Consider the following 26,373-nt stretch of genomic DNA (forward strand, 5'->3'; position numbering starts at 1 on the left):
GCTCGCGATAGCGGTTGTTCAGTCAGCGAGCCTCTAAAGGTCAGCGACTCTTACGAAACACAAACACCAACCCCACGATGATCAGCACCATCCCCAGCAAGCTCAACAACGCCAGCCGGTTGCCGAACACCAGGTAGTCCATGATCGCCGTCACCGCCGGCACCAGGTAGAACAGGCTGGTGACATTCACCAGGTTGCCCCGAGCAATCAAACGGTACAGCAGCAACGTCGCCAGCACCGACACCACCAGCGCCATCCACAACACCGGCACGAAGAACCCCGTGCTGTATTCGAAGTGAAACGGCTGGAACGGCACGAACACCGCACACAACACCAACCCGGCCAGGTACTGCACTGGCAGCGTGCCCAGTGGGTTATCGGTGATGCGCTTCTGCATGATGGAACCGGCCGTCATGCTCACCAGTGCCAGCAACCCGCACACCATCCCCGCCAGGGACATGCCGGCCAGGCCGATGCCCTGGTACACCACCATGACCAACCCGACCAAGCCCAGCACCAGGCCGAACATCCGCGACCAGGAACGCTGACGTTCCATGAGCACCACGGTCAGGATCGGCTGCACGCCCATCAGCGTCGCCATCACTCCGGGGGTGACGTTCATCTGCAGGGCCAGCAAATAGAAGATCTGATAGGCGCCCAGCAGCACCAGCCCGGTGGTCACCGCGTACAGCATCGGCTTGCCGGTCTTGGGCAGCTTGAACTTGAGCATCGGGATCAACAGCACCAACGCGAACAGCGCGATGGCAAAACGGATCAGCAAAAAGGCGAAGGGGGAAGCGTGGGCCAGGCCCAGCTTGGAAAAGATCGCCCCGCTGCTCCACAGCAAAACGAACAGGCTCGTGGAAGCCGCCGCCAATAAGGCGTTTTTGGAAAGGGAAAACATGGATACCACCTGTAGTCAGGCAAAAAGCCAACTCAGCCGAAGCTGAAGTCCAGTAGTTTTTTTCGGGCGGACACAGGGGATGGCAACCGTTGCCGATCAGCCCTGAATGCCAACACCCGGCGGTGATACGACGGCGTACACCGATGAGCTACTGACAGGTGGGGGGTATTGACCGATCTGCGCAGGCTGCTGATTCCCACACGGCACGACGCCAGCGTTGAACGCTGGAACCACGACCGCGATGACAGGGGATGCAGACATGAGCCGATCTCTTGAAGAGTGGGTTCGAAAACCCGAAGAGCGCTGACTATAACCAGCGCTCGATGGACTACGCAATGTTTAAACGAACAACCAATAGCCAAGCGCCGTCAGCACCGCCACCGCCAACACCGGCCGCATCACCCGGTAGGCCTTGGGATGCTTGCGTTTGAACTGCTTGACCTGGCCGCTGATGCCGTCACTGAACGACTTGCTCCAGGCATAGGCCCGGTTGATGCCGCCGACGTGTTCATCCTCCAGGTTCTGCGGCGCGGTGGCGCGGCCGAGGAACGCGCTGATGCTGCGGTTGAGGCGGGTCATCAGCCGGCTTTTCAGGGGCCGCTCGACATCGCAGAACAGGATTACGCGGGTCTGTGGGGTTTCGTTCTTGACCCAGTGCACATAGGTCTCATCGAACATGACGTCTTCGCCGTCGCGCCAGGCGTAGATCTGACCGTCGACGAAGATCCGGCAGTCATCGGAATTGGGCGTGGACAGCCCCAGGTGATAACGCAACGAACCGGCGAAGGGGTCTCGATGTGGATTCAGATGGCTGCCACCGGGCAACAGGGCAAACATCGCGCCCCGGATGTTGGGAATCCGACTGACCAGCTCGACCGTCCTGGGGCAGAGCAACTCGGCCGACGGCAGCGGTTTGTCGTACCACTTGAGGTAGAAACGCTTCCACCCTTTCTTGAAGAACGAGCCGAAACCGGCATCGTTATTCTTCTCGGCGGCACGAATGTAACCCTCGTCGAACAGGTGCATGGCCTCGTCGCGAATGATTTGCCAGTTGTCCTTGAGCACATCCAGCTCGGGGAATTTGCTGCGATCCAGGTAAGGCTTCGAGGGCACGCCGGAGAACAGGTACATCAAGGCGTTGTAGGGGGCGAACAGCGCCGAGTGGTTGACGAACTGGCGCAATACCGGCAAACGCGCCTTACCGCGCAGATGCACATACAGCGTGCTGCCCAGGAACAACAGCAACACCGAGGCCTTGGCGACAAACGAAACGGTCATTTATAACTCCTTGTCCAAAACAACTGACGCGACGCCTACTGCCCGACGTAGCCGAGGGCCATGTTAACCACTCCAGGCCCGGGTAAAAACCGTCTGACGCAACATTCTCTGTTGAGTGAAACGCAATAAACACTTTCTAACATGCGCCGCCTGAACCTTGGCTGACGCATCGAACAATCATTCAACCTACGATGGCGAGGGCTTTTGTGGCGAGGGAGCTTGCTCCCGCTGGCGTGCGGAGCGCGCCCCTGCGATTTGGCGAGCCGCATTGGATTGCGGGCGCCTGCTTCGCAGTCGAGCGGGAGCAAGCTCCCTCGCCACAAAAGCGTCTCGCTACACCTGTGAATTCACCGTTACTGCTGAGTCTCCTGCTCGGTAAACAAATCACTGAACAACATGCTCGACAAGTACCGCTCGCCCGAATCCGGCAGGATCACGACGATGGTCTTGCCCTGCATTTCTGGTTTTTCCGCCAGGCGCACAGCCACGGCCATCGCCGCACCACAGGAAATCCCGCAGAGGATGCCCTCCTCCTGCATCAAGCGCAGGGCCATGGCCTTGGACTCGTCGTCAGTGACCCGCTCGACCAGGTCGACGATCGACAGGTCGAGGTTCTTCGGCACGAACCCGGCACCGATTCCCTGGATCTTGTGGGGGCTGGGCTTGATTTCATGGCCCGCCATCGCCTGGGTAATCACCGGCGAAACCTCAGGTTCGACCGCCACCGACAAGATCGGTTTGCCACAGGTGTTCTTGATATACCGCGAAACCCCGGTAATGGTTCCGCCGGTGCCCACGCCCGCCACCAGCACATCCACCGCGCCGTCGGTGTCGTTCCAGATTTCCGGGCCAGTGGTTTTTTCGTGGATCGCCGGGTTCGCCGGGTTATCGAACTGCTGCGGCATGAAGTATTTGGACGGATCGCTGGCCAGGATCTCGGCGGCCTTCTCGATGGCCCCCTTCATGCCCTTCGCCGGTTCGGTGAGCACCAGCTCCGCCCCCAGGGCCTTGAGCACCTTGCGGCGCTCGATGCTCATGGAGGCCGGCATGGTCAGCATCAGCTTGTAGCCACGGGCAGCGGCCACGAACGCCAGGCCGATCCCGGTGTTGCCCGAGGTCGGTTCGACGATGGTCATGCCCGGCTTGAGTTTGCCCGAGCTTTCAGCGTCCCAGATCATGTTCGCGCCGATCCGGCACTTGACCGAATACCCTGGGTTGCGCCCCTCGATCTTGGCCAGGATGGTCACACCGCGCGGCGCAATGCGGTTGATCTGTACCAGTGGCGTATTGCCGATGGAATGGGCGTTGTCAGCGAATATACGACTCATGGCTGGGTCCTTGATGCGGCGAGAATTTAAGCCTTTAAAGGTATGCCTGTTGCCCATGGGCGTCCAGTTGCACCGAACGTTCCCGTTGTTGCGACAGTCAATGGCATTAGGAGGTGTTCCCCCAACAAACGCTGGAGACTGACTGACATGAAGCGTCGATATCGCTGGCCACTGTGGGTGTTCGCCACCCTCGTCGCGGTGCTGGTGGCCTTGCATTTCGCCCTGCCGTACCTGGTACGCGACTACCTGAACGACAAACTGGCCAACATGGGCGATTATCGCGGCCAGATCACCGATGTGGACCTGGCCCTGTGGCGCGGTGCCTACCGGATCAACGGCCTGGAAATCGTCAAGGTCGACGGCAAGGTCCCGGTGCCGTTCGTCAGCGCACCGCTGGTGGACCTGTCGGTGAGCTGGCACTCGCTGTGGTACGACCACGCGGTGGTGGCCGAGGTGGAATTCACCCGTCCAGAGGTGAACTTCGTCGACGGCGGAGCCAACCGGCAGAACTCCCAGACCGGCCGGGGCACCAACTGGCGCGAGCAACTGGGCAAACTCTTGCCCATCACCTTCAACGAAGTACGCATCAGGGATGGCAAGGTCACCTTTCGCAATTTCAACTCCAAGCCACCGGTCAACCTGCGGGCCACCGACGTCAACGCCAGCTTCTACAACCTGACCAACGTGGTCGACACCGAAGGCAAGCGCGACGCCCGCTTCGAGGGCAAGGCCCTGGTGGCCGAACATGCGCCCCTGGAAATGCAGGCAACCTTCGACCCGTTGAGCAACTTCGAGGACTTCGATTTCCGCCTACGGGCCACGAACATCGAACTCAAGCGCCTGAACGACTTCGCCGCAGCCTATGGCAAGTTCGATTTCAATGCCGGCCACGGCGACCTGGTGGTCGAGGCCGAAGCCGACAACGCCCGACTCCGCGGCTACATCAAGCCACTGCTGCGTGATGTCGACGTGTTCGATTGGCAGCAGGACGTGGAAAACAAGAACAAGAACATCTTCCGCTCGGTCTGGGAAGCGCTGGTCGGCACGGGTGAGACAGCCCTCAAGAACCAGCGCAAGAACCAGTTCGCCACCCGGGTGGAACTCAGCGGCAACGTTCATCAGCAGGACATCAGCGCCTTCGAAGCCTTCCTGCAGATCCTGCGCAACGGTTTCGTCCAGGCGTTCAACGCCCGTTATGAACAGCCACCGCCTTCGACCGAATAGGCCTGTGGCCTTGGCCCCATGATATCCCTCGCCACCAAGAGCGGATCATGACCACCGATGCATTCCAGCCAATTGCCCACTGGCAAGCAGCCGAGACTGAGTCAACATGTGACGCCCCATTCAGAGACTGAATACAGCGTCTGCGTTCACAGTCGGCGGGGCCTCGCGTTATAGTCGGGCACGATATCTATTTTGCGCGCCCCGCCTCGCCAGGCCGGCGACACCGTTCGAGGAATTGCAGATGAAGTTCGAAGGCACCAGCGCCTACGTGGCCACCGATGACCTGAAACTGGCCGTGAACGCCGCCATCACCCTGGAGCGGCCATTGCTGGTCAAGGGCGAACCGGGCACCGGCAAGACCATGCTCGCCGAGCAACTGGCCGAGTCCTTCGGCGCGCGCCTGATCACCTGGCACATCAAGTCCACCACCAAGGCTCACCAGGGCCTGTACGAGTACGACGCGGTGAGCCGCCTGCGGGACTCGCAACTGGGCGTGGACAAGGTCCACGACGTGCGCAACTACTTGAAGAAGGGCAAGCTCTGGGAAGCCTTCGAGTCCGAGGAGCGGGTGATCCTGCTGATCGACGAAATCGACAAGGCCGACATCGAGTTCCCCAACGACCTGCTGCAGGAACTCGACAAGATGGAGTTCTACGTCTACGAGACCGACGAAACCATCAAGGCCAAGCAGCGCCCGATCATCATCATTACCTCCAACAACGAAAAGGAATTGCCGGACGCCTTCCTGCGCCGCTGCTTCTTCCACTACATCGCCTTCCCCGACCGCGTCACCCTGCAGAAAATCGTCGATGTGCATTACCCGGACATCAAGAAGGACCTGGTCAGCGAAGCGCTGGACGTGTTCTTCGACGTGCGCAAGGTGCCAGGCCTGAAGAAAAAACCCTCCACTTCCGAACTGGTGGACTGGCTCAAGCTGCTGATGGCCGACAACATCGGCGAAGCGGTGCTGCGCGAGCGTGATCCGACCAAGGCCATCCCGCCGCTGGCCGGCGCCCTGGTCAAGAACGAGCAGGACGTGCAACTGCTCGAGCGCCTGGCGTTCATGAGCCGTCGCGGCACCCGCTGATCCTCTTCGTCCAACAAGAGCGAGGGCGATTGCCATGCTGCTTAACCTGTTCAACGAGATGCGTGCCGCCAAGGTACCCGTGTCGGTGCGTGAACTGCTGGACCTGATCAACGCGCTGAAACAGCGGGTGATCTTCGCCGACATGGACGAGTTCTATTACCTGTCCCGGGCGATCCTGGTGAAGGACGAACGGCATTTCGACAAGTTCGACCGGGCGTTCGCCGCCTACTTCAACGGCCTGGGGAAACTCGACGATCACCTCCAGGCGCTGATCCCCGAGGACTGGTTGCGCAAGGAATTCGAGCGCTCGCTGACCGATGAGGAACGGGCGCAGATCCAGTCCCTGGGCGGCCTGGACAAGCTGATCGAAGAATTCAAGAAGCGCCTGGAAGAACAGAAGGAACGCCATGCCGGTGGCAACAAGTGGATCGGCACCGGCGGCACCAGCCCGTTCGGCTCCGGTGGTTTCAATCCCGAGGGCATTCGGGTCGGCGACGCCGGCAAGCGCCAGGGCAAGGCCGTGAAGGTCTGGGACCAGCGCGAGTACAAGAACCTCGACGACCAGGTGGAACTGGGCACCCGCAACATCAAGATCGCCCTGCGCCGGCTGCGTAAGTTCGCCCGCCAGGGTGCGGCCGAAGAGCTGGACATCGACGGCACCATCGACCACACCGCCCGGGACGCCGGCCTGTTGAACATCCAGATGCGCCCGGAGCGACGCAACACCGTCAAGTTGCTCCTGCTGTTCGACATCGGCGGCTCGATGGACGCCCACGTGAAAATCTGCGAAGAACTGTTCTCGGCCTGCAAGACCGAGTTCAAGCACCTGGAGTACTTCTACTTCCACAACTTCGTCTACGAATCGGTGTGGAAGAACAACCTGCGCCGCACTTCCGAGCGCACCTCGACCCAGGATTTGCTGCACAAGTACGGTGCCGACTACAAAGTGATCTTCATTGGTGACGCCGCCATGGCCCCCTATGAAATCACCCAGGCCGGCGGCAGCGTCGAACACTGGAACGAAGAAGCCGGTTATGTGTGGATGCAGCGCTTCATGGAGAAGTACAAGAAGCTCATCTGGATCAATCCGTACCCCAAGGACACCTGGGGTTATACCGCCTCGACCAACATCGTGCGCGAGTTGGTGGAAGACCGGATGTATCCGCTGACCTTGCGGGGGTTGGAGGAAGGGATGCGGTTTCTGTCCAAATAAGATTTTGGTTGCCTGTTCAGGCCTCATCGCGAGCGAGCTCGCTCCCACACGGGATCTTCGTCGTACATAAGACCCCTGTGGGAGCGAGCTTGCTCGCGATGCTTTTAGCGGTCGAGAAAACTACGCAAACACTCCACCTGCTGCCGATGCGCAACCTCCTGCACCACCGGTCGCAACCGCACCTGTGCCCCCGGCAAGCATTGCGCCAGCCGGGCCAGGGCCAATGGGGTCAAGGCGCCCAGGCGTGGATAACCACCGATGGTTTGCCGGTCATTGAGCAGCACGATCGGCTGGCCGTCCGGCGGCACCTGCACAGCGCCCAGGGGGATACCTTCGGAAATCATCGCCGCCCCCTGATACTCCAGCGCCGTGCCCAGCAAGCGCATGCCCATGCGGTCGGCGCGACTGTCCAGCGTCCACGGGGTGTTGAACGCGTCGAACAGACTCTGTCCGCTAAACGCGCCATTCTGCGCCCCCAGGATCAGGTCCAGCGGCTGCGCTTGCTGGAAATCCGGAATCCGCGTGTGCGGCATGGGCCGCGGCGTCGCCGTGCCTGAATAGCTCAAGTGCGCGCCGCGACTCAGCGCCCGCCCCCTTCCATCCAGGCCACCCAGTTCCTCGCGCACCACAGTCGCCCGGCTGCCCAGCACCGCAGGCGCATTGAAACCGCCAGGGGCTGCCAGGTAGGCCCGGGCACCGAGCACTGGTTGGGTGAGCGCCAGCACCTGGCCCTTGCGCAGGCTGAAGAAGCGCCACGATGCCACGCCCTGGCCGTCTATTCGCGCGCCCAGGTCCGCCCCGGCCAGCGCCAGCACGCAATCCTCTTCGGCCACCACGGTAAAACCGCCGAGGGTAATCTCCACCACCGCCGCGTCCAGGCCATTGCCGAGCATCCAATTGGCCCAGGCCATCGACAGCCAGTCCGCCGCCCCGCCCTGGGTCACGCCCAGGTGCCTCACGCCGAAGCGGCCGGCGTCCTGCAACAGGCACAGCGGTGTGCTGGCCTCGATCAACAACCGGCTCATGCCTGGGCCTCCAGCGGTGTGTCGTCGCCACCCAGTGCGATGAATTCGGCGTGGTCCACGGGGGCAAAACGCACCGTGTCCCCCGGCTGCATCAGGCTGTAGCCGTCGCGCTCACGATCAAACAGTTTGGCCGGGGTGCGACCGATCAGGTTCCAGCCGCCGGGCGACACCACCGGATACGCCGCGGTCTGGCGTTCGGCGATGCCGACACTGCCCGCGGCCACGCGCTTGCGCGGCGTGTCGAGGCGCGGTGCAGCCAATGCTTCGTCCACTAGCCCCATGAAGGCAAAGCCGGGCGCGAAGCCCAGGGCAAACACCTGGTACTCGCGTTCGCTGTGGCGACGGATCACCTGGGCGACCGTCAAGCCGCTGCGGCTCGCCAGCAGCGCCAGTTCCGGCCCGACGCTAAGGTCGTACCACACCGGCAGCACGTGGCATTGGCCGACGGACCGGGCATCCGGGGAGAGGTCATGCAGCGCCTCACCGATCAATTCGCGGGCCTGGGCCGGGTCCAGGGCGAGCAAGTCGTAGTGCACCATCAAGGTGGTGTAGGACGGCACCAGATCGATCAGGTGTTCGGCAAACACCGCTCGCAGGCGCTCGCTGGCGGCGAGCATCCAGGGCATGTTGGCCTCGGCGATCTCGTCGAACAGGCGCACCATCAGGCAGTCCAGCGCCACCACTTCCAAGCGTGGTTTCATGGCGCACGCTGCCGGTCCAGGGCTTCGCGGATGCGTTGCACGGCCGCCACGGAGCTGGCGTTGTCACCGTGCACGCACAAGGTATTGGCCTTCAGGTGCAAGGCGCTGCCATCACTGGCGGTCAACGCATCGCCGCGGGCAATGGTCAGGGCCTGCCCGATGATGACCTCGGGATCGTGGTGCACCGCGCCCGGCGCTTGCCGCGAAACCAGGCGGCCGGCACTGTCGTAGGCGCGATCGGCAAAGACTTCGAACCACAGGGTCAGGCCATACTCGTCGCCCAAGGCCTGGGCGGCGCTGTTGTCCCGGGTCGCCATGAGCATCAGCGGCAGTTGCCGATCATAGGCGGCGACAGCCTGGATCACCGCGCGCAGTTGCGCCGGGTTGGCCATCATGTCGTTGTACATCGCGCCGTGGGGTTTGACGTAGCTGACCTGCCCGCCCTGGGCCCGGCAGATGCCGTCGAGGGCGCCGATCTGGTAATGCAGCAAGTCCTGCAATTCCTGGGCACCATAGGCCATGGAACGGCGGCCGAAGCCCGCCAGGTCTTGATAGGCCGGGTGCGCGCCGATCCGCACGCCATGGCTCAGGGCCAGGCTGACGGTCTTGCGCATGATGCTCGGGTCGCCGGCGTGGAAGCCGCAGGCGATGTTGGCGCAATCGATGAAGGGCATCACCTCGGCGTCCAGACCCATGGTCCAGCTGCCGAAGCTTTCGCCAATGTCGCAGTTCAATAGCAGGCGGTTCACGGTGAACGCTCCTGTAGATTCTTTCTTTGTTTAACTGTGGGGCACGTGCCCCACAGGTTATCAGTTACTCGGCTTCCAACTGCTTGCCTTGGGTTTCCGGCAGGCTCAGGGCCGCCAGGATCACCACGCCATAGGACACCGCAGCGAACGCCCCGATACCCACGCTCAGCGGCACCTTCTGGCTCAGAATACCGATCAACAGCGGGAACAATGCCGCCACCGCCCGGCCAATGTTGTAGCAGAAGCCTTGGCCCGAACCACGAATGCGCGTAGGAAACAGTTCGGTGAGGAACGAGCCCATGCCGCTGAACATGCCCGACGCGAAGAACCCCAAGGGGAAGCCCAGCCAGAGCATCACGTTATTGCTCACCGGCACCTGGGTATACAGCAGGACGATGGTGAAGGAGCCGACGGCGTACAGGACGAAGTTCTTTTTGCGCCCCAGGATGTCCGACAGGTACGCACTGATGACATAGCCCACGTAGGAACCCACGATCACCATCGCCAGGTAGCCGCCGGTGCTCAATACACTCAGGCCACGCTCATTTTTCAGGAACGTCGGCAGCCAGGACGTGATGGCGTAGTAACCGCCCAGGGCACCGGTGGTCAGCAGCGAGGCGCGAAGAGTGGTGAAGAGAATGCCGGGGGCAAAAATTTCGTAGAACTTCGCTGGGTTTTCCGGCGTCAGCCGGGCCTTGGTCTGGTTATAGACTTCCGGATCCTTGACCAGTCGGCGGACGAAAATCACGAACACTGCCGGTACGATGCCGAGGATGAACAGTGCGCGCCAGGCGTCTTCCGGCGGCAGCACCGAGAACAGCAGCGCATACAGGATCGCCGTCATGCCCCAGCCCAGCGCCCAGCCCGATTGCACCATGCCCACCGCCTTGCCGCGGTCCTTGGCACGGATCACCTCGCCCATCAACACCGCACCGGCAGTCCACTCGCCACCAAAGCCGAAACCCATCAATGTGCGAGCGATCAGCAGTTGTTCGTAGTTCTGGGCAAAGCCGCACAGGAAAGTGAAGAACGCAAACCACAGCACCGTCAGTTGCAGGGTGCGCACCCGACCGATCCGGTCGGAGAGAATGCCCGCCACCCAGCCGCCAATGGCCGAGGCGATCAAGGTGCTGGTGTGGATCAGGCCTGCCTGGCCGGTGGTGATGCCCCACATCGCGATCAGGGTCGGTACCACGAAACTGAGCATCTGGGTGTCCATGCCGTCCAGGGCGTAGCCGATCTTGCAGCTCCAGAATGTGCGACGTTCCTGCTGGTTGATGTTGCGATACCAATCGAACGGGCCAGAACGGGCCTGGGGTTGGGGGACGCCGAGCGTGTCGGGTGCACTCATGGTGGTTCTCCACGGTTTTATTGTTGTGAGTCTCGACGACGCTGACGTGGAGACCGTTGCCCCGATTCTTGAGCGCGCGGCCGATCCCGTCCAACGAATAAAACCTTGGCTGGGTCATAAGAAAAATTTGATTGGGTAAGACGCAGGGCCTGGCTGAACACCGTTGTGGCGAGGGGATTTATCCCCGCTGGGGCGCGAAGCGCCCCCTTACAAGGCCACCACATATGTCAGGCGGATCATTTCTATTGCTGCATTGGGGGCTGCTTCGCAGCCCAGCGGGGATAAATCCCCTCGCCACAACAGCAAGGCCATTGTTGGCTACAACCCCCGCAAATCCCGCTCTTCAATCGGCCGGCTCTGACGCAAGCGCTTGCCGCCCAACACCACCCAGTCGATCAGGCGGAACAGGCATTCCAGGCCGAACGACAGCAACATCGCGCCGCTGATGCCCCAGATCATGGCTTCGGGGGTCAGCAGGATCTGGTAGCTGTAGCCGTTCCAGGTTTCCTTGCGGATGTCCGGATCGGCGGCCAGGGCCACTTGCAGCAGGCGGATGTACCACGGGCCCTGCATGGCCTGGAATTGCTTGTCCAGGGCCTGTTGGCGCACGAGCAAGGTGTTCAGGCTGTCGGCATCGCTGCGAAAGATCGGGTCTTCGCTGGCGCGGTAATGGGCCACCAGGGCCTGCATGTCGCCCTTGAAGAACTGGTTGGCGGTGCCCTGGAAACCTTGCAGGCCGGTCTGCGCCTCGATCAGGTGAGCCTCGACCCGCTTGGCGTAATCATTGATGAAGCCCGGCACCTGGACCCCAACCAACAGGCCCACCGCGAACAACACCAGCCGTAGATAACTGAGCAACATAGCGTGACGTCCTTATTCGGTCCGGCCGTGGCTGACGCATTCGCCGCGTCGCCACAGGCTCCATTGGCCCGGTTCGTAGCGGGTCCAGGTTTCGTTTTCGGTCAAGGGCTCGGTGGCGATCACCGTGACCACGTCGTTGGGCGTGGTTTCCGCCTGGAAATCGACAATCACATCCACGTCCTTGAGCCGCGCCGGGCCGAACGGCGCGCGACGGGTGATCTGGGCCAGTTTGGTCGAGCAATAGCAGAACAGCCAGTCGCCATCGCTGAGCAGGCAGTTGAACACGCCTTTGCTGCGGTATTCGGTGCAGGCCTCGATCAACGACGGCAGCAGCTGTTCTACCTCCACCGGCTCCGGGAAAGCCTGGCGCACGCGGTTGAGCAAATCGCAGAAGGCCGCTTCGCTGTCAGTGTCGCCCACCGGGCGGTAGAAACTCACGCCCGGTTGGAAATCGGCCAACTGGCCGTTGTGGGCAAAACACCAGTTGCGGCCCCACAGCTCACGCACGAACGGGTGGGTGTTGGACAGGCAGACTTTGCCGACATTGGCCTGGCGAATATGCCCGATTACCACTTCGCTCTTGATCGGATAGCGTTGCACCAGATTCGCCACCTCCGATTCGCTGCTGGCGGCCGGGTCCTGGAACAGGCGCAGGCCACGACCTTCATAGAAGGCGATGCCCCACCCGTCCCGGTGCGGCCCGGTCTTGCCACCGCGCTGCATCAGCCCGGTGAAGCTGAACACGATGTCGGTCGGCACATTGGCGCTCATGCCCAGTAACTCACACATGCTCGAACTCTCGCTTCAAGGGGCAGGCCTGCTTACAGGCGCGGTTCGATACGCGAACGCTGGGGGTTGCTCGGCACAGGCGGGCGACCGTAGCGGTCATCACCGGCCACACCGAACGGTGGTTCGTCCTTTGGCTCATCGGCCGCGGCGGCGGCTTTGGCGGCGGCCGCCCGTTCCTTGCGTGCGTTGGCGGCGCGCTCGATGGGGAAGCGGATCAGCACGATCACCAGGTAGAGGCCGAAGGCGATCATGCCGTACATGAGCAGATCGGACGCCGCCCGCCAGACGTTGTTGCCGACCTTGAACAAGATGTCCAGGGCGACAATGGCCAAGGCCGGGGCGACTTTGTCCTTCACCGGGTCGACGACGGTGGGGCTGAACAGCAACACCGCCATCAGCAAGCGCAGCGGTTCGCGCAACCAGCGCCACATCCAGCGGGTCATGCGCATCCACACCAGCAGGCAGCCCAGGGCAGCGAAGGCGTAGAGGCCCCAGGCGATCAGATAGTCATTCTCGGTCATGGTGTCCATGGCAAGGCAGGCAAAGAGACGCTTATAGTAACGGCTTTTCGCGCGTCAGGCTGCCCCGGCGTCTGGCGAATGGCCTGTGTGGTGGGTTCTGTCCAGGCCGCGTGTCCCTTTTCGTACAACGTTCGAGAGCCTTTCATGTCCCTATCTGCCCACGTTTCCAACGCCCCGATTGCCCGCAGGGACGCCGGTGTTGACCCGTACGCCTGGCTGCAGGAGCGCGACACCGACGCCGTGCTCGACTACCTCAAGGCGGAAAACAGCTATCAGGAGGCGCAACTCGCCGATCAGGCCGAACTGCGCGAAACCCTGTTCCAGGAAATCAAGGGCCGGATCCTCGAGACCGACCTGTCACTGCCCTCGCCCTGGGGCCCGTACCTGTATTACACCCGCACCACGGCCGGTGACGAATACCCGCGCCACTACCGCTGCCCACGCCCGGCCGACGACAGCCTGAGCGTGGACGAAAGCCACGAACAACTGCTGCTGGACCCGAACGCGCTGGCCGGCGGTGAATTCTTTGCCCTGGGCGCCTTCAGCATCAGCCCCGACCACCAGCGCCTGGCCTACAGCCTGGATACCACGGGCGACGAGATCTACACCCTGTTCGTGAAGGAATTGTCCAACGACAAGATCAGTGAACTGTCCTTCGACAATTGCGACGGCAGCATGACCTGGGCCAACGACAGCCTGACGCTGTTTTTTGGTGAACTGGACGACACCCACCGCCCCCACAAACTCTGGCGCTATCGCCTGGACGGCACCGCCGCCGAAGAAGTGTTCCATGAGCCGGACGGGCGGTTCTTCCTGCATTGCTATCGTTCGAGCTCGGAAAAGCAACTGATCCTGTCCCTGGGCAGCAAGACCACCAGCGAAGTCTGGGTACTGGACGCCGCGCAACCGCAACAACCCTTCACCTGCCTGGCGCCACGCCTGGAAAACCACGAATACGACGTCGACCACGGCCTGCTCGATGGCCAATGGACCTGGTTGATCCGCAGCAACCGCGACGGGATCAACTTCGCCCTGTACCAGGCCGCCGACACCGGCGTGGCGCCGACCGAGGCCGACTGGCAGAACCTGATCCCCCACAGCGATACGGTGATGATCGACGGCCTGAGCCTGAACGCCAGGGCCATGACCTTGAGCCTGCGTGAGGGCGGCCTGCCGATCATCGAGGTACATCCCCAGGACTTGCCGGCGTATCGGGTGCAGTTGCCGGACGCGGCCTACAGCCTGCATGTGCAGAACAGCCTGGAATTCGTCAGCGACCGCATCCGCCTGCGCTACGAGGCCCTGAACCGGCCGGCACAGATCCGTCAGTTGGACCTGGCCAGCGGCGAACAGGTCGTACTCAAGCAGACCCCGGTGCTGGGCCCGTTCGATGCCGATGCCTACGTCAGCCAACGGCTGTGGGCGACGGCGCCAGACGGCACCCAGGTGCCCATCAGCCTGGTGGTCAAGCGCGAGGCCCTCGGCCGGCCGGTGCCGCTGTACCTGTACGGCTACGGCGCTTACGGCGAAAGCCTCGACCCATGGTTTTCCCATGCGCGGCTGAGCCTGCTCGACCGCGGCGTGGCGTTTGCCATCGCCCATGTGCGGGGCGGAGGCGAGCTGGGGGAAGCCTGGTATCGCGCCGGTAAACAGGAACACAAGCACAACACGTTCGGCGATTTCATCGCCTGTGCCGAACATTTGATCGCCAACGGCTTCACCACCGCCGAACAACTGGCGATCAGCGGCGGCAGCGCCGGTGGCCTGCTGATCGGCGCAGTGCTCAACCAACGCCCGGAGCTGTTCAAGGTTGCGATTGCCGAGGTGCCGTTCGTCGATGTGCTCAACACCATGCTCGACCCGGACCTGCCGCTGACCGTCACCGAATACGACGAATGGGGCAATCCTGAGGAGCCGGACGTTTATGATCGGATCCGGGCCTACGCCCCGTACGAAAACGTCCGCGCCCAGGCGTACCCGGCGCTGCTGGTGATCGCCGGTTACAACGACAGTCGCGTGCAGTACTGGGAAGCGGCCAAGTGGGTGGCGAAATTGCGCGCCACCAAGACCGACGACAACCCCCTGCTGCTCAAGACCGAACTGGGCGCCGGCCACGGCGGAATGAGCGGGCGTTACCAGGGATTGCGTGACGTAGCGCTCGAATATGCATTTGTCTTGAAGGTTTTGGGGTTGGGTTGAGGAACTCTGTGGGATGGCCGGGTCTTAGCTCCATGCGCTGGGCATCCCAGATCAAATAATTGTGGGAGCGAGCTTGCTCGCGATGGCGTCGGATCAGTCAGTATTGATGTTGACTGACACATCGCTATCGCGAGCAAGCTCGCTCCCACAAGGGTTCCTCTTCAATCCAAACCCGTAGCAAACACAAGAAAAAGACCGTGCCAACATGTCAGAACCGACCTTACTGAACAAAGAAATCCGCGACTGGCTGATGGACTGCGGCCTGTTCGACCAGTTGCTGCCCGTCGACTTCGCCGCGGCGTCGGGCTATTTCAGCATCAGCGCCATCGCCGAGGGCGAAGCGATTTTCCACGAGGGCGATGCCGGCAGCTTCATGTGCATCATCCACACCGGCCAGGTGGCCGTGCAGAAAACCGGTCCCGACGGCCAACCCGTGACCATCGCCACGCTGCGCAGCGGTCGGGCCTTCGGTGAAATGGCCGTGCTCGACGGCGAACGGCGCTCGGCCAGTTGCATCGCCGCCAGCGATTGCCAGTTGCTGAACCTGGGCAAGGACTCCCTGGAAAAAATGCTCAACGACGCCCCCAAGATCGCCGCCAAGATCATCCGCGCCCTCGCCGTCTCCCTGTCCAAGCGCCTGCGCATGGCCGACGGGCAGTTGTTGTCGCAGCAGGTCTGACAACAACACATAAACCCTGTGGGAGCGAGCTTGCTCGCGATAGCGGCGGATCAGCCAGCATTGAAGTCGACTGACACACCGCTATCGCGAGCAAGCTCGCTCCCACAGGTTATTGCGTCGTCTTGTCGATTTACCCCCCCGGCGACTTGGCCTTCACCGGCTTCGGCTCCATGCCCGGTATCGGCTGGTCCTTGGGCGGCTTGGGCATTTCAATGGGCGGCAGCAAGGGCGGCCCACCGCTTCCGGTGCCCGCCTTGGGCACACCGTTGGGCGTGACCGGCGGATACGGCATGGGGGTGGCGGTGCCCGGCGAGCCGGGGATGCTGGGCGGGTTGACCGGAATCGTCGGTTGTTGAGCCTGGGCGCAACTTATTGAGAGCGCCGCCAGGGCAATGGCCGTTAGAATGATGCACTTCATCAATGGCTCCGTGGCTATTGTCTGCTTTAAGGCTAGTCGTTACCGCGCGGTTTGCCCTCCTACGAGATTTCCATGAAACGTTTCGTTCTGCTCGACACCACACCCATCCCTGATAACGGCGGTGCCCTGTGCCTGTTCGAGTACGGCGAAGACTTCGTCATCAAGATCCAGGGCGGCGACGGCGGGCAGTTGATGAACACCCGCATGCACGGTTCCGAAGACGCCTTGGCAGAGATTCCTTGCCGCAAGGTCGCCGGTCGTCCTGGCTCGCGCGTGCTGATCGGCGGCCTCGGCATGGGCTTCACCCTCGCCTCGGCCCTCAAGCACCTGGGCAAGACCGCCGAAGTGGTGGTGGCCGAACTGGTGCCCGGGGTAGTGGAGTGGAACCGTGGCCCCTTGGGTGAAAAAGCCGGGCGACCGCTGGCAGACCCGCGCACGGTGATCCGCATGGAAGACGTGGCCAAGGTGCTGCAAGCCGAGCCCCAAGGGTTCGACGCGATCATGCTGGACGTCGACAACGGCCCGGAAGGCCTGACCCAGAAAGCCAACAGTTGGCTGTATTCGGCCGGTGGCCTGGCCGCCTGCGCCAAGGCCTTGCGGCCCAAGGGCGTATTGGCGGTGTGGTCGGCCAGCGCTGACCGGCAGTTTTCCGACAAGCTGAAGAAAGCCGGCTTCAAGGCCGAAGAAGTGCAAGTGTTCGCCCACGGCAACAAAGGCACCCGCCACACCATCTGGATTGCCGAGAAACTCAAGGGCTAAGCTAAACTGTGCCCAACCGTCATCAGTCTTTATTTACAAAGGTGAACCCATGAGTTCGTCAACGCCACCGTCCAACACCGCCAAGCTGGACCGCATCCTCGCCGATGCTCAGCGCGACCGGGAGATGGGCTACCGCGACAAAGCCCTGAAAATGTACCCCCATGTCTGTGGCCGCTGCGCCCGTGAGTTTTCCGGCAAGCGCCTGAGCGAACTGACCGTTCATCACCGCGACCACAACCACGACAACAACCCCCAGGACGGTTCCAACTGGGAACTGCTGTGCCTGTACTGCCACGACAACGAACACTCGCGCTACACCGACCAGCAATACTTCGGCGACGGCTCCCTGAGCACCCCGAAAATCGCCAAGGCGACCCACAACCCCTTCGCCGCGCTGGCCGGGTTGATGAAGAAAGACGAGTAATTACAGCCTGTCAGGCCGCCATCGCGAGCAAGCTCGCTCCCACAGGTTTTGTGAACGCCGAAAATCCAATGTGGGAGCGAGCTTGCTCGCGAAGGCGATCAAATAAACACCACACATCTCGAACCTGACCACCCTCCCCCATTCCCCGTATAATCGCGCCTTTTCCCCAAAGGCACCCCGCCCGTGGCCAACAAACGCTATAGCTGCATCGGTCTGTTCAACCCCAAGTCACCGGAAAACGTCGGTTCGGTCATGCGTGCCGCCGGCTGCTACGGCGTGGCGTCGGTGTTCTACACCGGCAAGCGCTATGAGCGCGCCGCCGACTTCATCACCGACACCAAGAAAGTCCACTACGACATCCCACTGATCGGTATCGACGACCTGAAGAAAATCCTGCCACTGGGCTGTGTGCCAGTGGCTGTGGAACTGGTGGAAGGCGCTCGCCCCCTGCCCGAATACACCCACCCGGACCGGGCGCTGTACATCTTCGGCCCGGAGGACGGTTCGCTGGACAAGGACATCCGCGACTGGTGCGAGGACGTGGTGTACATCCCCACCACCGGTTGCATGAACCTGGCCGCCACCGTCAACGTCGTGCTGTACGACCGCATGGCCAAAGGCAACAACACCCGTTCGGGGCCGCAATTCCGCTGATCGGTGCAAAACTCGATTGAACAACGCAATCGCGCGGGCAGTCAGTTTTATACCAACCCCATACTGGAGACAGATCATGAGCGATAACAATCCGTTCGAGCCCATCGAGAGCACCCCTTTCCAATCCCGTCCGCCACAAAACGTGCACGGCTGGGAACGCATTGGCTCGCTGGCCGGCGGTGTGCTGATGATGGGCAAGGGCTTGCGTCGTGGCGGGGTGATCGGCCTGGCTCAACTGGCGATCGGCGGCCTGGCGCTGGCGCGAGGGATCACCGGGCATTGCTCGGCCAAGAGCCTGCTGGAGAAGAATCGCCAGAATCTGCACAGCGCCCGCACCCGTATCGAGGAGGCCGGTGAAGAACTGAGTCGTTTGAAGGCCAATGCCGAGGCGGCGACTGGCACGGCTACGGTGACCGGGAATGATTCACTGGTTTCGCCGAAGGTTGGGCTCTGATTTTTGCAGCCCCGTTGATGACCCCTTCGCGAGCAAGCTCGCTCCCACAGGTTTTGTGAACGCCGAAAATCCAATGTGGGAGCGAGCTTGCTCGCGAAAGCGGTGTCACTGAAGTAACCGGGTATCCAGCACAGTAGAGGCCCCACCCAGAACGCTCTCACTGAGCTGCACAAACTCCTGGGTATCGACCGTTTCCAAGCGCATCGCCCCCTGCAACACATCATCCAGCGAACGCTTGTTGCGGGTTTTCAGGCGAATCTCGCGGTCCAGTTCCTGCAACAGCAGCACCGCCTTGGCCACCGTCGCCGGGCCGATCTGCTCGCCGCGCAAGGTGGTGACGCCCTTGCTCTCGCGGGCGAGCCGGTCGTTCAAGGTCTGGTAGCGCTCATCACTCAGGCCGCCGGCGCGGCGTAGCAGTTCAATGGCGTAGTACTCGGTCAGCCCCTCACTGATCCAGTCGCTACGATCCTGATCATTGACCCGGGCCAGCGCCTGCACCAGCTCCCGCAACAACGGGCTGCTGCCCCGCTCGCTGACCAGCGGCGGACGGCTGTGCAGGTAAATCGAGTCATGGCCGGCCTGGGCACCACGCCACAGCGGATCGCCGGCACCGACGATCAGCAACTTGGCCGGATAACGCGGCACCAGCGCCTGTACCTGCGGCCAGACGAACGTCAGCAGCGTCAGCACATCCATCCGGCGCATGCCCTGGCCCTGGGGCGAGGCCACCGTCACTTCGGTTTCGCCCAGGCGTGTGCGGCGGCTGCCCAGTTTGCCGGCGAGCATCCAGCCAGTGGGGCGATCGAACAAACGCGAGGGATTGTCGATGCGAAAGCGTTGTTTGCCGATACGCGGCCAGGGGGTCTCGATGCTTTTCCAGCCGTCGGGCAATTCCACCTCAAGACGAGCCACCAGTTCGACGCCATCCTGCTGGTCGAGCTTGGCCGCCGGCACCAGATCGTCGCCGCGCAGCAACGCCCACGTCGGGACCATGCGGGTTTCGAAGGTGGCGTTCTTGCGGGCATGGCTGATGCGCACACGGTAGCTCAGGCTGGCCTTGTCGGTGGCCGGACGCCAGACGCCACGCGCCGCTTTGCCGGGGGTGAGCAGCCATTGGCCGTCGGCCTTGAAATCGCTGTAGCGGCTGCCGTCGCCGAGGTCGAAATCCAGGCTGCGCACCGCCGAACCCCGGGCCAGGGTCAGGCGCACCTCGGCCTGATCGCTCTGTGGCAACAGGTGCACGTGATAATCCAGGTCGACTTTCTGCGCCGCCCACAGCGGCCCGCACACCGCCAGCAGCCCGGCTGCCAGCATCCGTTTCAATCCTGCAGCCATGGGTTCTCCCTGGTGGTGCGCCGCCCGGTGGTTCAGCCGGCGCGGAAAATCAGATGATCTTCCCAATCGTCTTCCGGCACGCTGCCTTCGGCCAGCATGCGCCCGGACTGGGAAATGCGTTCGTGGTGCACGGCCTCTCGATCACCGCAGACCAGGTGGTGCCACAACGGCAAGTCCTTGCCTTCGCTGACCAGCCGATAACCGCAGGTGGGCGGCAGCCATTTGAACTCATCGGCCTTGCCCGGTGTGAGCTGGATGCAATCGGGCACGAACTCACGGCGATTAGGGTAGTCGGTGCACTGGCAGGTTTTCAGGTCCAGCAGTTTGCAGGCGATGCGTGTGTAGTAGACGCTGTTGTCGTCTTCATCTTCGAGCTTTTGCAGGCAGCACAGGCCACAGCCGTCGCACAGCGATTCCCACTCCTGTGTATCGAGCTGATCGAGGGTTTTGCGTATCCAGAACGGTTCGACTTTGGCGGCCATGGCTCAAGCATCAACATCAGGTAGTGAAAGGCCGACAGTCTAGTGCCGGGACCTCCTCAGGCCAAGCATTGGCGACTGTCGGTAGGCAGGGGCTTGTCAGGCCGGGCGCCGGGACGTAGGTTGCTGCATTGTCTTTCCAAACTCGAGCCAGGTGAGCCCATGAGCGCCAATTCCCGCATTGCCGATTACGCGATCCACCCTCAGTTCATCGAACGCTGGTCGCCCCGCGCGTTTACCGGTGAAAGCATTGCCGAAGAAACCTTGCTGAGCTTCTTCGAAGCCGCTCGGTGGGCCCCCTCGGCCTACAACTCGCAACCCTGGCGCTTCCTGTACGCACGGCGCGACACGCCGAATTGGCAGCGTTTCCTGGGTTTGCTCAACGAGTTCAACCGCGGCTGGGCCCAACACGCCTCGGCGCTGGTGATCGTCGTCTCGAAAACCACCTTCGCGGTGCCCGGTGCCACCGAGGAAACCCCGGCGCAGACCCACACCTTCGACACCGGCGCGGCCTGGGGCCACCTGGCGTTGCAAGCCAGCCTCAGCGGCTGGCACACCCATGGCATGGCCGGTTTCGACCAGGAACTGACCCGCAAGGAACTGAAGATCCCGGAAGGCTACGCCCTGCACGCCGCCGTGGCGATTGGCAAGCTGGGGGACAAGTCGACCCTGGCCGAATACCTCCAGGCCCGCGAAGTCCCAAGCCCGCGCCGGCCATTGAGCGAACTGGTGGCCGAAGGCGACTTCACCCTGTAACCCTATGACGATCAACTGTGGGAGCGAGCTTGCTCGCGATAGCGTCAGGTCAGCCACTTTGATGTTGACTGACACTCCGCTATCGCGAGCAAGCTCGCTCCCACATTTTGATCTGTGGCGAACACATTTTTTGTGACCACTGAAAATGGACTTCAGTAACCCCGGCTGAAATCCACTTCCCCCCGCAGCGCTTCGCCCGCCTGGTAGGCCCGCAGGTTTTCCAGGAACAATTGCACCATCATCGGTGGCGAGGTCGGTGCCGAGCTGTGGCCGGTCAGCAGCAGCCCCCAGGCAGTCCAGAACGGATGGCGTTGTGGCAATGGCTCCTGGCGGCAAACGTCGATCACCGCACCGGCCAGGTGCCCGTCCTTCAGGGCTTGCACCAGGTCCGCATCCACCACCGCCACGCCGCGGCCGACGTTGATGAACAACCCGCTCGGCTTGAATTGCTTGAACAGCGCCGCGTCGTAGATGTCATGGGTATCCGGCGTATTGGGCAGCAAATTGATCACGTAATCCATGTCGCCCACCAGACGAGGCAAGTCCTTCAACGCCCCGACTTCGATAAACGGTGCCAACGTCCTGGCTTCGCTGGCGATGCCATACAACTGCACCCCGAACGGCATCAGGAACTGCGCCACACGCTGGCCGATGTCTCCCGTCCCGACGATCAACACCTTGCGTCCGGCCAGGCCTTGACCCTGGCGGTTGTCCCACTTGCGCTCGACCTGACTGACCAAACGGGCCAGCACCTCGCGCTCATGGCCGAGCATGTAGGTGAGCACGTACTCGGCCATCACCTGGCCAAAAATGCCCACCGCACGGGTCAGGCGGTAATCGCGGCTCAAGCCATCGGCCAGCAACGGCGTGATACCCGCCCAGGTCGATTGCAGCCAACGGGGCTGGTGGCCTTGACGCAACAGGGTGGCCAGCAGATCAGGCTGGCCGAGCCAGACCGGGCAATCGGTGGCCAGTCGCGACAGTTCGGCGGAATCGCCGCTGGTCAGGACTTCAATATCGGGTGCAGCCTGACGCAGAAGCTGGGCATACACCGCGTGATCGTGTTCGGCAATCAGAACGCGCATGAATCAAACCTTTCAAAAACAATGCAGACGAGCGCCGACAGAGTGTCGCTCCATCCCTGCGATCGTCGTCAATAAACCATTCCAGTGTTGCAAAAGGCACCCAGGACAGGCGCCCCCACTACCGTCAGACCGGGTCGTTGCGGCGCAGCAACTCTTCGGGCAAATGCTCGATGTACTCGTCTTCGGCCGGCGGCATCTGCAAGTGATAGCCCTGGGTGTCGAGGTTTTCCAGCACCTTGTTGATGTCTTCCCGGGACAGCTCCCGCTCGGGGCTCAGCACCAGGTCGAAGGCATGGATCGCCTTGCCAAAGGCGGCCATCAGGGGCTCGGGCACACGCTTCAAGGCATCGCTCTTGAGCACATACAGGTACATCTCGTTTTTCTTCGAACTGCGGTAGATGGAGCAGATACGTTTCAAGGCTGTTCTCCGGCAGTGGCCAGGCTGTCGAGCAGCGCCTGGCCCATCAATTCGCGGCGCCAGCCACGCAGCGAATCGGGCAATTGGTAAGGGCCCTCGGGGAAGCCGCTCTTGATCAGCGCTTCGAGGGTTTTCTTGCGCAGCATCAGCTCCGGGGCAATCTCCAGGCGCTCGGCTTCAGCCTGTCCCAACGCCCGCAGGCGCTTGACCAGGGCGGACGCCTCGATGGGCAACGGCTCGGCCACGGCCGGCGGCCATTGCTCGGGCGGAATGCTGGCGGCGCGCTGGATCAAGTCCAGCAGAAACTGGCCGTCCTGGCGCACGGTACGCGGGTGCATGTCTTCGATCTTCGCCAATGCGCCGAGGTTATCCGGCTGGGTGCGGGCCAGGGGCCACAGCGAATGCTCGCGAATGATGCGGTTACGCGGCAGGTCACGGGCCCGCGCCTCGCGCTCGCGCCAGGCGCACAACTCGCGCAGCACGGCTAATTGAGCCCGGGACAGCTTCCAGGCCAGCTTGGCCTCGCGGTAGACCTCGTACGGGTCGACTTCGCGACGCAGGTTGGCCACCAGTTCGGCGCCGTCCTCCAGGACCCAGCGGTATTTTTCGTCGGAAAGCTTCGGGCGCAGTTGTACGAAAACCTCTGCCAGATGCACGGCATCCTCTGCCGCGTAGCTGATCTGCGTCTCGGACAGGGGCCGTTGCAACCAATCGGAACGGGTCTCGCCCTTGGGCAACTCGATGCCCAGCACTTCCTGCACCAGCCGCGAATAGCCCATGGAGAAACCCAGGTTCAGGTAGGCGGCGGCCAGTTGAGTATCGAACAGCGGCGCGGGCAGGCTGCCAGTGAGGCGCAGCAGCACTTCAAGGTCTTCGCTACAGGCGTGCAGCACCTTGAGCACCGCCGGGTTTTCCAGCAGGGCGGCCAAGGGCTGCCAATTGTCGATGGTCAAGGGGTCGATCAGGTAGGCACGCTTGCCGTCGCCGATCTGCAGCAAACCGGCAATGGGATAAAAGGTGTCGACCCGCATGAATTCGGTATCGAGGGCGACGAATGGCAACTGCTGCCACTCGGCGCAAAACTGACCGAGGCTATCGTTGTCGCGAATCCAGTGAATATCGATGGCCACACGGCTCTCCCTTGAAGAATGGCGCGCAGTATATATCGCCGCTGGCGATTGCGAGCATCCATAGAGCAGCCGCCTGAGAGAAATCGCCTGCGAAAAATCAAGAATAGTCCTACATCAAGAGTTAACCGGTCTTACGCAACACATAAACACGCGTCAGGGCAAAACCGGGCAGGAAATCCTGGTACCAAAGCACGCTGAAACCGGCCTGGCGGAACTCGGCTTCGATATCAGCCTTGTCGGCCAGGCTCCGTCGCGGGGCCTGGCCGATCTTGAGGCGTCCTTCGATTTGCACCGAAACGATCACCGTGTCGCGACTGACCCGATGAAACTCGCGCAACAGCGCCAGGCGATGCTCGCTGGCACTGACGTGGCGAAACAGTTGCAGACAGAGAATACAATCCACCGCGTTGGCCGACAGCCCAAGGGTGAAGGCCGAACTCGGGAAGGTCTTGACCCGCTGGAGCAATGCGCCGCCATGGTGGGTGAGCGCATGTTCGAGCATGTCCGGCGATGGGTCCGCCGCCAGGATCACCCGGTTGGCATGCTCGGCCAGTACTGGCCAGAACCGCCCCGCCCCACAGGCCACATCCAGCACCAGCCCCGGCTCGCCCGCCACCTTCAGGGCATTGCGCACCATGTGCTCGTCGCGCCAGAACGCCAGGCGCAAGCGGCGCGGTGTCGGCCGACGGCAGACCTGCGCATGTTCCTGGTCATGCTGCCGGGCGAACTCAAGCTCGACGGTGGATGGGGGTAACCCGGACATACAAACGGCTCTTGGAAAAGATTTGGATGACAGGTTAACCAACCCTGCGTGAAAAAAAGGTCCAGGCGCTCACTCCCGCGCCAGGACACCGTCGATCACCGCACCGCGGCAGTTGGCGAACAGGTCCAGGTCCCGGTTGTAGACCTGGCTGTTGACTTCCAGCAGCCCGAGCATCGAGTGGAACAGGTTGTCCTGGCTCAAGGGCTTTTCCCGGCTCAGTTGCAGGCAATGGGTGTCGACCGAAAAAGACTTCTGGTAGCTGTCGGAGAACCAGGCCAGCATCGCCACGTGTTTCTGTTGCTCCGGGGCGAGCATGTAGGGCGTGCCATGGAGAAACAGGTTGTATTCGCCCAGGGACTCGCCATGGTCCGACAGGTACAGCATGGCCGTATCGACCTTGTCCTGGTTGGCCCGCAGCAGGTCGATCAGGGTCGACAGCACGTGATCGGTGTACACCAGCGTGTTGTCGTAGCCATTGACGATGCTCTCGCGGCTGCAATTGTTCAGCGCGTTGCTTTCGCACACCGGGGTGAAATGCTCGTACTCCTTGGGATAGCGCTTGAAGTACTCCGGCCCGTGGCTGCCCATCTGGTGCAGCACCAGTACCGTGTCCTTGTCGAGCGTGTCGATGAAATGCTGCAGGCCCTGGAGCAGGATCTCGTCGCGGCATTCACTGTTGGCGCACAAGGCCGGGTCCTTGAGATTGCTGACATCCTGCAGCGTGACCCGATCGCAGGTGCCCTTGCAGCCGGACTGGTTGTCTCGCCAGATCACCTCCAGCCCGGCGCGCTTGAGCACGTCCAGCAAGCCCTCTTCATTCCTGGCCTTGCTGGCGTCGTAGTTCTTGCGTCCCATGTTGGAAAACATGCAGGGCACCGACACGGCGGTTTCGGTGCCGCAGGAATGCACATCGGTGAAGGCGATCAGGCCGGCCTCTTTGTCCAGTGTCGGCGTGGTGTCGCGGTTATAGCCGAGGATGCCGAAGTTCTCGGCCCGGGCACTTTCGCCCACCACCAGGACAGTCAGGGATTTGCGACCGTGGGTTTGCCAGGCCGGGTTGCGGCTCGCGTCTTCGCCCACGGTGATGAACGGCTGCTTGGCCGACGCGACCTGCTCACGCAAGTACCCGAATGAAGCACCGATGTAGTTGCTCGGCACGACCATCAACCGCAATTCGTGGTGGTTACGAAACAATGAAGACAGGCCTTGGTAGTTGGCCAGGGCGACCAGGCCGATCACGGCGGCCGAGGCCACGCCGACCAGCAACTTACTTAATAATTCTTTGGGCCAACGACGGTAGTTGATTGGGGTTTTGAACAACAACCAGCATGGCAAGACACCCAATAAACAGATATAGACAAACAACTTCAGCGATAACAGATCACGGACTTCCGTGGCATTGGTTTCAGCGAAGTTGCGCAACATGCCGGCGTCGATCAGTACACCGTATTGGGCCATGAAATATGCCACGCCAGCGCTGATCAGGAAGAGCAGCATCAGTACGGGCTTGAGCAGCGGACGGAAGGCCACGAGCGTCAACACCAGGTTGAACGCGCAGAAAATCATCAGGCCAAACGCCGCGCACATCAGCAGGCCCCGAGCGTCAGCCGTGGTGATCGCCAGCAAGTGTTGCCAGAGCACGATGTTGAAGCCCACTAACAAAAAGGCACTGGCGGCCAGCGTCACCCACTCGGGGCGCACGGCTTTAATAGTCAGCATGATGGTTGACGGTTTCCTGAAGTTGCTCTTTTAAAAAAAAGTGCCGCAGTAAACATGAAAAAATCGGTTC

The 26,373-nt window shown here is 62.0% G+C and carries 28 protein-coding genes; 10 read left to right on the forward strand and 18 right to left on the reverse strand.

All coding sequences use genetic code 11. The features are described from left to right. Positions 1-40: 40 nt before the first annotated feature. From AO356_RS04305 to cysK, 3 genes are all read right to left on the reverse strand, one after another. On the reverse strand, positions 41-904 hold the full coding sequence (locus AO356_RS04305; RefSeq protein ID WP_060738725.1) for a DMT family transporter: 864 nt from the start codon (positions 902-904) through the stop codon (positions 41-43). A 339-nt stretch (positions 905-1,243) separates the two neighbouring features. Then, a complete protein-coding gene (locus AO356_RS04310) occupies positions 1,244-2,182 on the reverse strand; it encodes an aspartyl/asparaginyl beta-hydroxylase domain-containing protein (RefSeq protein ID WP_060738726.1) in 939 nt (312 codons plus the stop codon). Between the two features lie 353 nt (positions 2,183-2,535). Then, positions 2,536-3,510: a cysteine synthase A gene (cysK, locus tag AO356_RS04315; RefSeq protein WP_053120124.1), complete on the reverse strand. Its 975-nt coding sequence runs from the start codon at positions 3,508-3,510 to the stop codon at positions 2,536-2,538. Between the two features lie 147 nt (positions 3,511-3,657). On the opposite strand from cysK, the gene AO356_RS04320 reads away from it, so the two are divergent. The 3 genes from AO356_RS04320 (at position 3,658) to AO356_RS04330 (ending at position 7,034) form a co-directional block, all read left to right on the forward strand. After that, positions 3,658-4,734, forward strand: coding sequence for a DUF748 domain-containing protein (locus tag AO356_RS04320; RefSeq protein ID WP_060738727.1), 1,077 nt, complete (start codon positions 3,658-3,660; stop codon positions 4,732-4,734). Between the two features lie 241 nt (positions 4,735-4,975). Beyond that, complete coding sequence (locus AO356_RS04325; protein ID WP_003184225.1) at positions 4,976-5,821, forward strand: AAA family ATPase; 846 nt, start codon at positions 4,976-4,978, stop codon at positions 5,819-5,821. 34 nt (positions 5,822-5,855) lie between these two features. Further along, positions 5,856-7,034 carry a vWA domain-containing protein gene (locus tag AO356_RS04330; RefSeq protein ID WP_060738728.1) on the forward strand — a complete coding sequence of 393 codons (1,179 nt, stop codon included), beginning with the start codon at positions 5,856-5,858 and terminating at the stop codon, positions 7,032-7,034. Positions 7,035-7,138: 104 nt separating this feature from the next. Here the strand turns inward: AO356_RS04330 and AO356_RS04335 are convergent, their stop codons facing one another. The 7 genes from AO356_RS04335 to AO356_RS04365 form a co-directional block, all read right to left on the reverse strand. Then, complete coding sequence (locus AO356_RS04335; RefSeq protein WP_060738729.1) at positions 7,139-8,059, reverse strand: biotin-dependent carboxyltransferase family protein; 921 nt, start codon at positions 8,057-8,059, stop codon at positions 7,139-7,141. Further along, complete coding sequence (gene pxpB / locus AO356_RS04340) at positions 8,056-8,760, reverse strand: 5-oxoprolinase subunit PxpB (protein WP_060738730.1); 705 nt, start codon at positions 8,758-8,760, stop codon at positions 8,056-8,058. The genes AO356_RS04335 and pxpB overlap by 4 nt, the downstream gene beginning before the upstream one ends. Next, a complete protein-coding gene (locus AO356_RS04345) occupies positions 8,757-9,509 on the reverse strand; it encodes a 5-oxoprolinase subunit PxpA (protein ID WP_060738731.1) in 753 nt (250 codons plus the stop codon). Before AO356_RS04345 ends, pxpB begins: the two co-directional genes overlap by 4 nt. Before the next feature lie 64 nt (positions 9,510-9,573). Further along, entirely contained in the window at positions 9,574-10,860 is a 1,287-nt protein-coding gene (locus AO356_RS04350; RefSeq protein WP_060738732.1) for an MFS transporter, read from the reverse strand. Positions 10,861-11,178: 318 nt separating this feature from the next. Continuing rightward, a complete protein-coding gene (locus tag AO356_RS04355) occupies positions 11,179-11,721 on the reverse strand; it encodes a DUF2937 family protein (protein ID WP_003184238.1) in 543 nt (180 codons plus the stop codon). A 12-nt stretch (positions 11,722-11,733) separates the two neighbouring features. Further along, a complete protein-coding gene (locus AO356_RS04360; protein WP_053120116.1) occupies positions 11,734-12,510 on the reverse strand; it encodes a class II glutamine amidotransferase in 777 nt (258 codons plus the stop codon). 32 nt (positions 12,511-12,542) lie between these two features. Then, a complete protein-coding gene (locus AO356_RS04365; protein ID WP_060738733.1) occupies positions 12,543-13,040 on the reverse strand; it encodes a hypothetical protein in 498 nt (165 codons plus the stop codon). A 135-nt stretch (positions 13,041-13,175) separates the two neighbouring features. On the opposite strand from AO356_RS04365, the gene AO356_RS04370 reads away from it, so the two are divergent. Both AO356_RS04370 and AO356_RS04375 read left to right on the forward strand, forming a co-directional pair. Then, a complete protein-coding gene (locus AO356_RS04370) occupies positions 13,176-15,230 on the forward strand; it encodes a S9 family peptidase (protein WP_060738734.1) in 2,055 nt (684 codons plus the stop codon). A gap of 205 nt (positions 15,231-15,435) precedes the next feature. Beyond that, positions 15,436-15,909 (forward strand): cyclic nucleotide-binding domain-containing protein, encoded by a 474-nt coding sequence (locus AO356_RS04375; protein WP_057449793.1) that lies wholly within the window; start codon positions 15,436-15,438, stop codon positions 15,907-15,909. A gap of 130 nt (positions 15,910-16,039) precedes the next feature. Here the strand turns inward: AO356_RS04375 and AO356_RS30605 are convergent, their stop codons facing one another. Continuing rightward, positions 16,040-16,327 (reverse strand): hypothetical protein, encoded by a 288-nt coding sequence (locus AO356_RS30605; protein WP_046062927.1) that lies wholly within the window; start codon positions 16,325-16,327, stop codon positions 16,040-16,042. Between the two features lie 72 nt (positions 16,328-16,399). Here AO356_RS30605 and AO356_RS04385 point away from each other — a divergent pair, with 72 nt between their 5' ends. The 4 genes from AO356_RS04385 to AO356_RS04400 all read left to right on the forward strand — a co-directional run bounded on the left by AO356_RS04385 (position 16,400) and on the right by AO356_RS04400 (position 18,618). Further along, entirely contained in the window at positions 16,400-17,086 is a 687-nt protein-coding gene (locus tag AO356_RS04385) for a spermidine synthase (RefSeq protein WP_018607541.1), read from the forward strand. Between the two features lie 49 nt (positions 17,087-17,135). Beyond that, positions 17,136-17,510 carry a YajD family HNH nuclease gene (locus tag AO356_RS04390; RefSeq protein WP_003184246.1) on the forward strand — a complete coding sequence of 125 codons (375 nt, stop codon included), beginning with the start codon at positions 17,136-17,138 and terminating at the stop codon, positions 17,508-17,510. A 183-nt stretch (positions 17,511-17,693) separates the two neighbouring features. After that, entirely contained in the window at positions 17,694-18,164 is a 471-nt protein-coding gene (locus AO356_RS04395; protein ID WP_060738736.1) for an RNA methyltransferase, read from the forward strand. A gap of 76 nt (positions 18,165-18,240) precedes the next feature. Continuing rightward, on the forward strand, positions 18,241-18,618 hold the full coding sequence (locus AO356_RS04400) for a YgaP family membrane protein (RefSeq protein WP_060738737.1): 378 nt from the start codon (positions 18,241-18,243) through the stop codon (positions 18,616-18,618). A 105-nt stretch (positions 18,619-18,723) separates the two neighbouring features. On the opposite strand, the gene AO356_RS04405 is transcribed toward AO356_RS04400, so the two are convergent. Both AO356_RS04405 and AO356_RS04410 read right to left on the reverse strand, forming a co-directional pair. Continuing rightward, positions 18,724-19,953: a hypothetical protein gene (locus AO356_RS04405; protein WP_060738738.1), complete on the reverse strand. Its 1,230-nt coding sequence runs from the start codon at positions 19,951-19,953 to the stop codon at positions 18,724-18,726. A 32-nt stretch (positions 19,954-19,985) separates the two neighbouring features. Next, positions 19,986-20,435 carry a YcgN family cysteine cluster protein gene (locus tag AO356_RS04410; RefSeq protein WP_060738739.1) on the reverse strand — a complete coding sequence of 150 codons (450 nt, stop codon included), beginning with the start codon at positions 20,433-20,435 and terminating at the stop codon, positions 19,986-19,988. Positions 20,436-20,594: 159 nt separating this feature from the next. On the opposite strand from AO356_RS04410, the gene AO356_RS04415 reads away from it, so the two are divergent. Continuing rightward, a complete protein-coding gene (locus AO356_RS04415) occupies positions 20,595-21,188 on the forward strand; it encodes a nitroreductase family protein (RefSeq protein WP_060738740.1) in 594 nt (197 codons plus the stop codon). Positions 21,189-21,340: 152 nt separating this feature from the next. Here the strand turns inward: AO356_RS04415 and AO356_RS04420 are convergent, their stop codons facing one another. The 5 genes from AO356_RS04420 to AO356_RS04440 form a co-directional block, all read right to left on the reverse strand. Next, positions 21,341-22,273: a D-2-hydroxyacid dehydrogenase gene (locus AO356_RS04420; protein WP_060738741.1), complete on the reverse strand. Its 933-nt coding sequence runs from the start codon at positions 22,271-22,273 to the stop codon at positions 21,341-21,343. Positions 22,274-22,397: 124 nt separating this feature from the next. Then, the gene (locus tag AO356_RS04425; RefSeq protein WP_053120094.1) at positions 22,398-22,691 is read right to left on the reverse strand and encodes a YcgL domain-containing protein; all 294 of its coding nucleotides are present in this window, start codon (positions 22,689-22,691) and stop codon (positions 22,398-22,400) included. Continuing rightward, a complete protein-coding gene (rnd, locus tag AO356_RS04430; protein WP_060738742.1) occupies positions 22,688-23,821 on the reverse strand; it encodes a ribonuclease D in 1,134 nt (377 codons plus the stop codon). Before rnd ends, AO356_RS04425 begins: the two co-directional genes overlap by 4 nt. 121 nt (positions 23,822-23,942) lie before the next feature. Beyond that, complete coding sequence (locus tag AO356_RS04435; protein ID WP_060738743.1) at positions 23,943-24,584, reverse strand: class I SAM-dependent methyltransferase; 642 nt, start codon at positions 24,582-24,584, stop codon at positions 23,943-23,945. Positions 24,585-24,653: 69 nt separating this feature from the next. After that, complete coding sequence (locus tag AO356_RS04440) at positions 24,654-26,303, reverse strand: phosphoethanolamine transferase (protein ID WP_060738744.1); 1,650 nt, start codon at positions 26,301-26,303, stop codon at positions 24,654-24,656. Positions 26,304-26,373: the final 70 nt, after the last annotated feature.

Source organism: Pseudomonas fluorescens, from assembly GCF_001307275.1.
Taxonomy (GTDB): Bacteria; Pseudomonadota; Gammaproteobacteria; order Pseudomonadales; family Pseudomonadaceae; genus Aquipseudomonas; species Aquipseudomonas fluorescens_AA.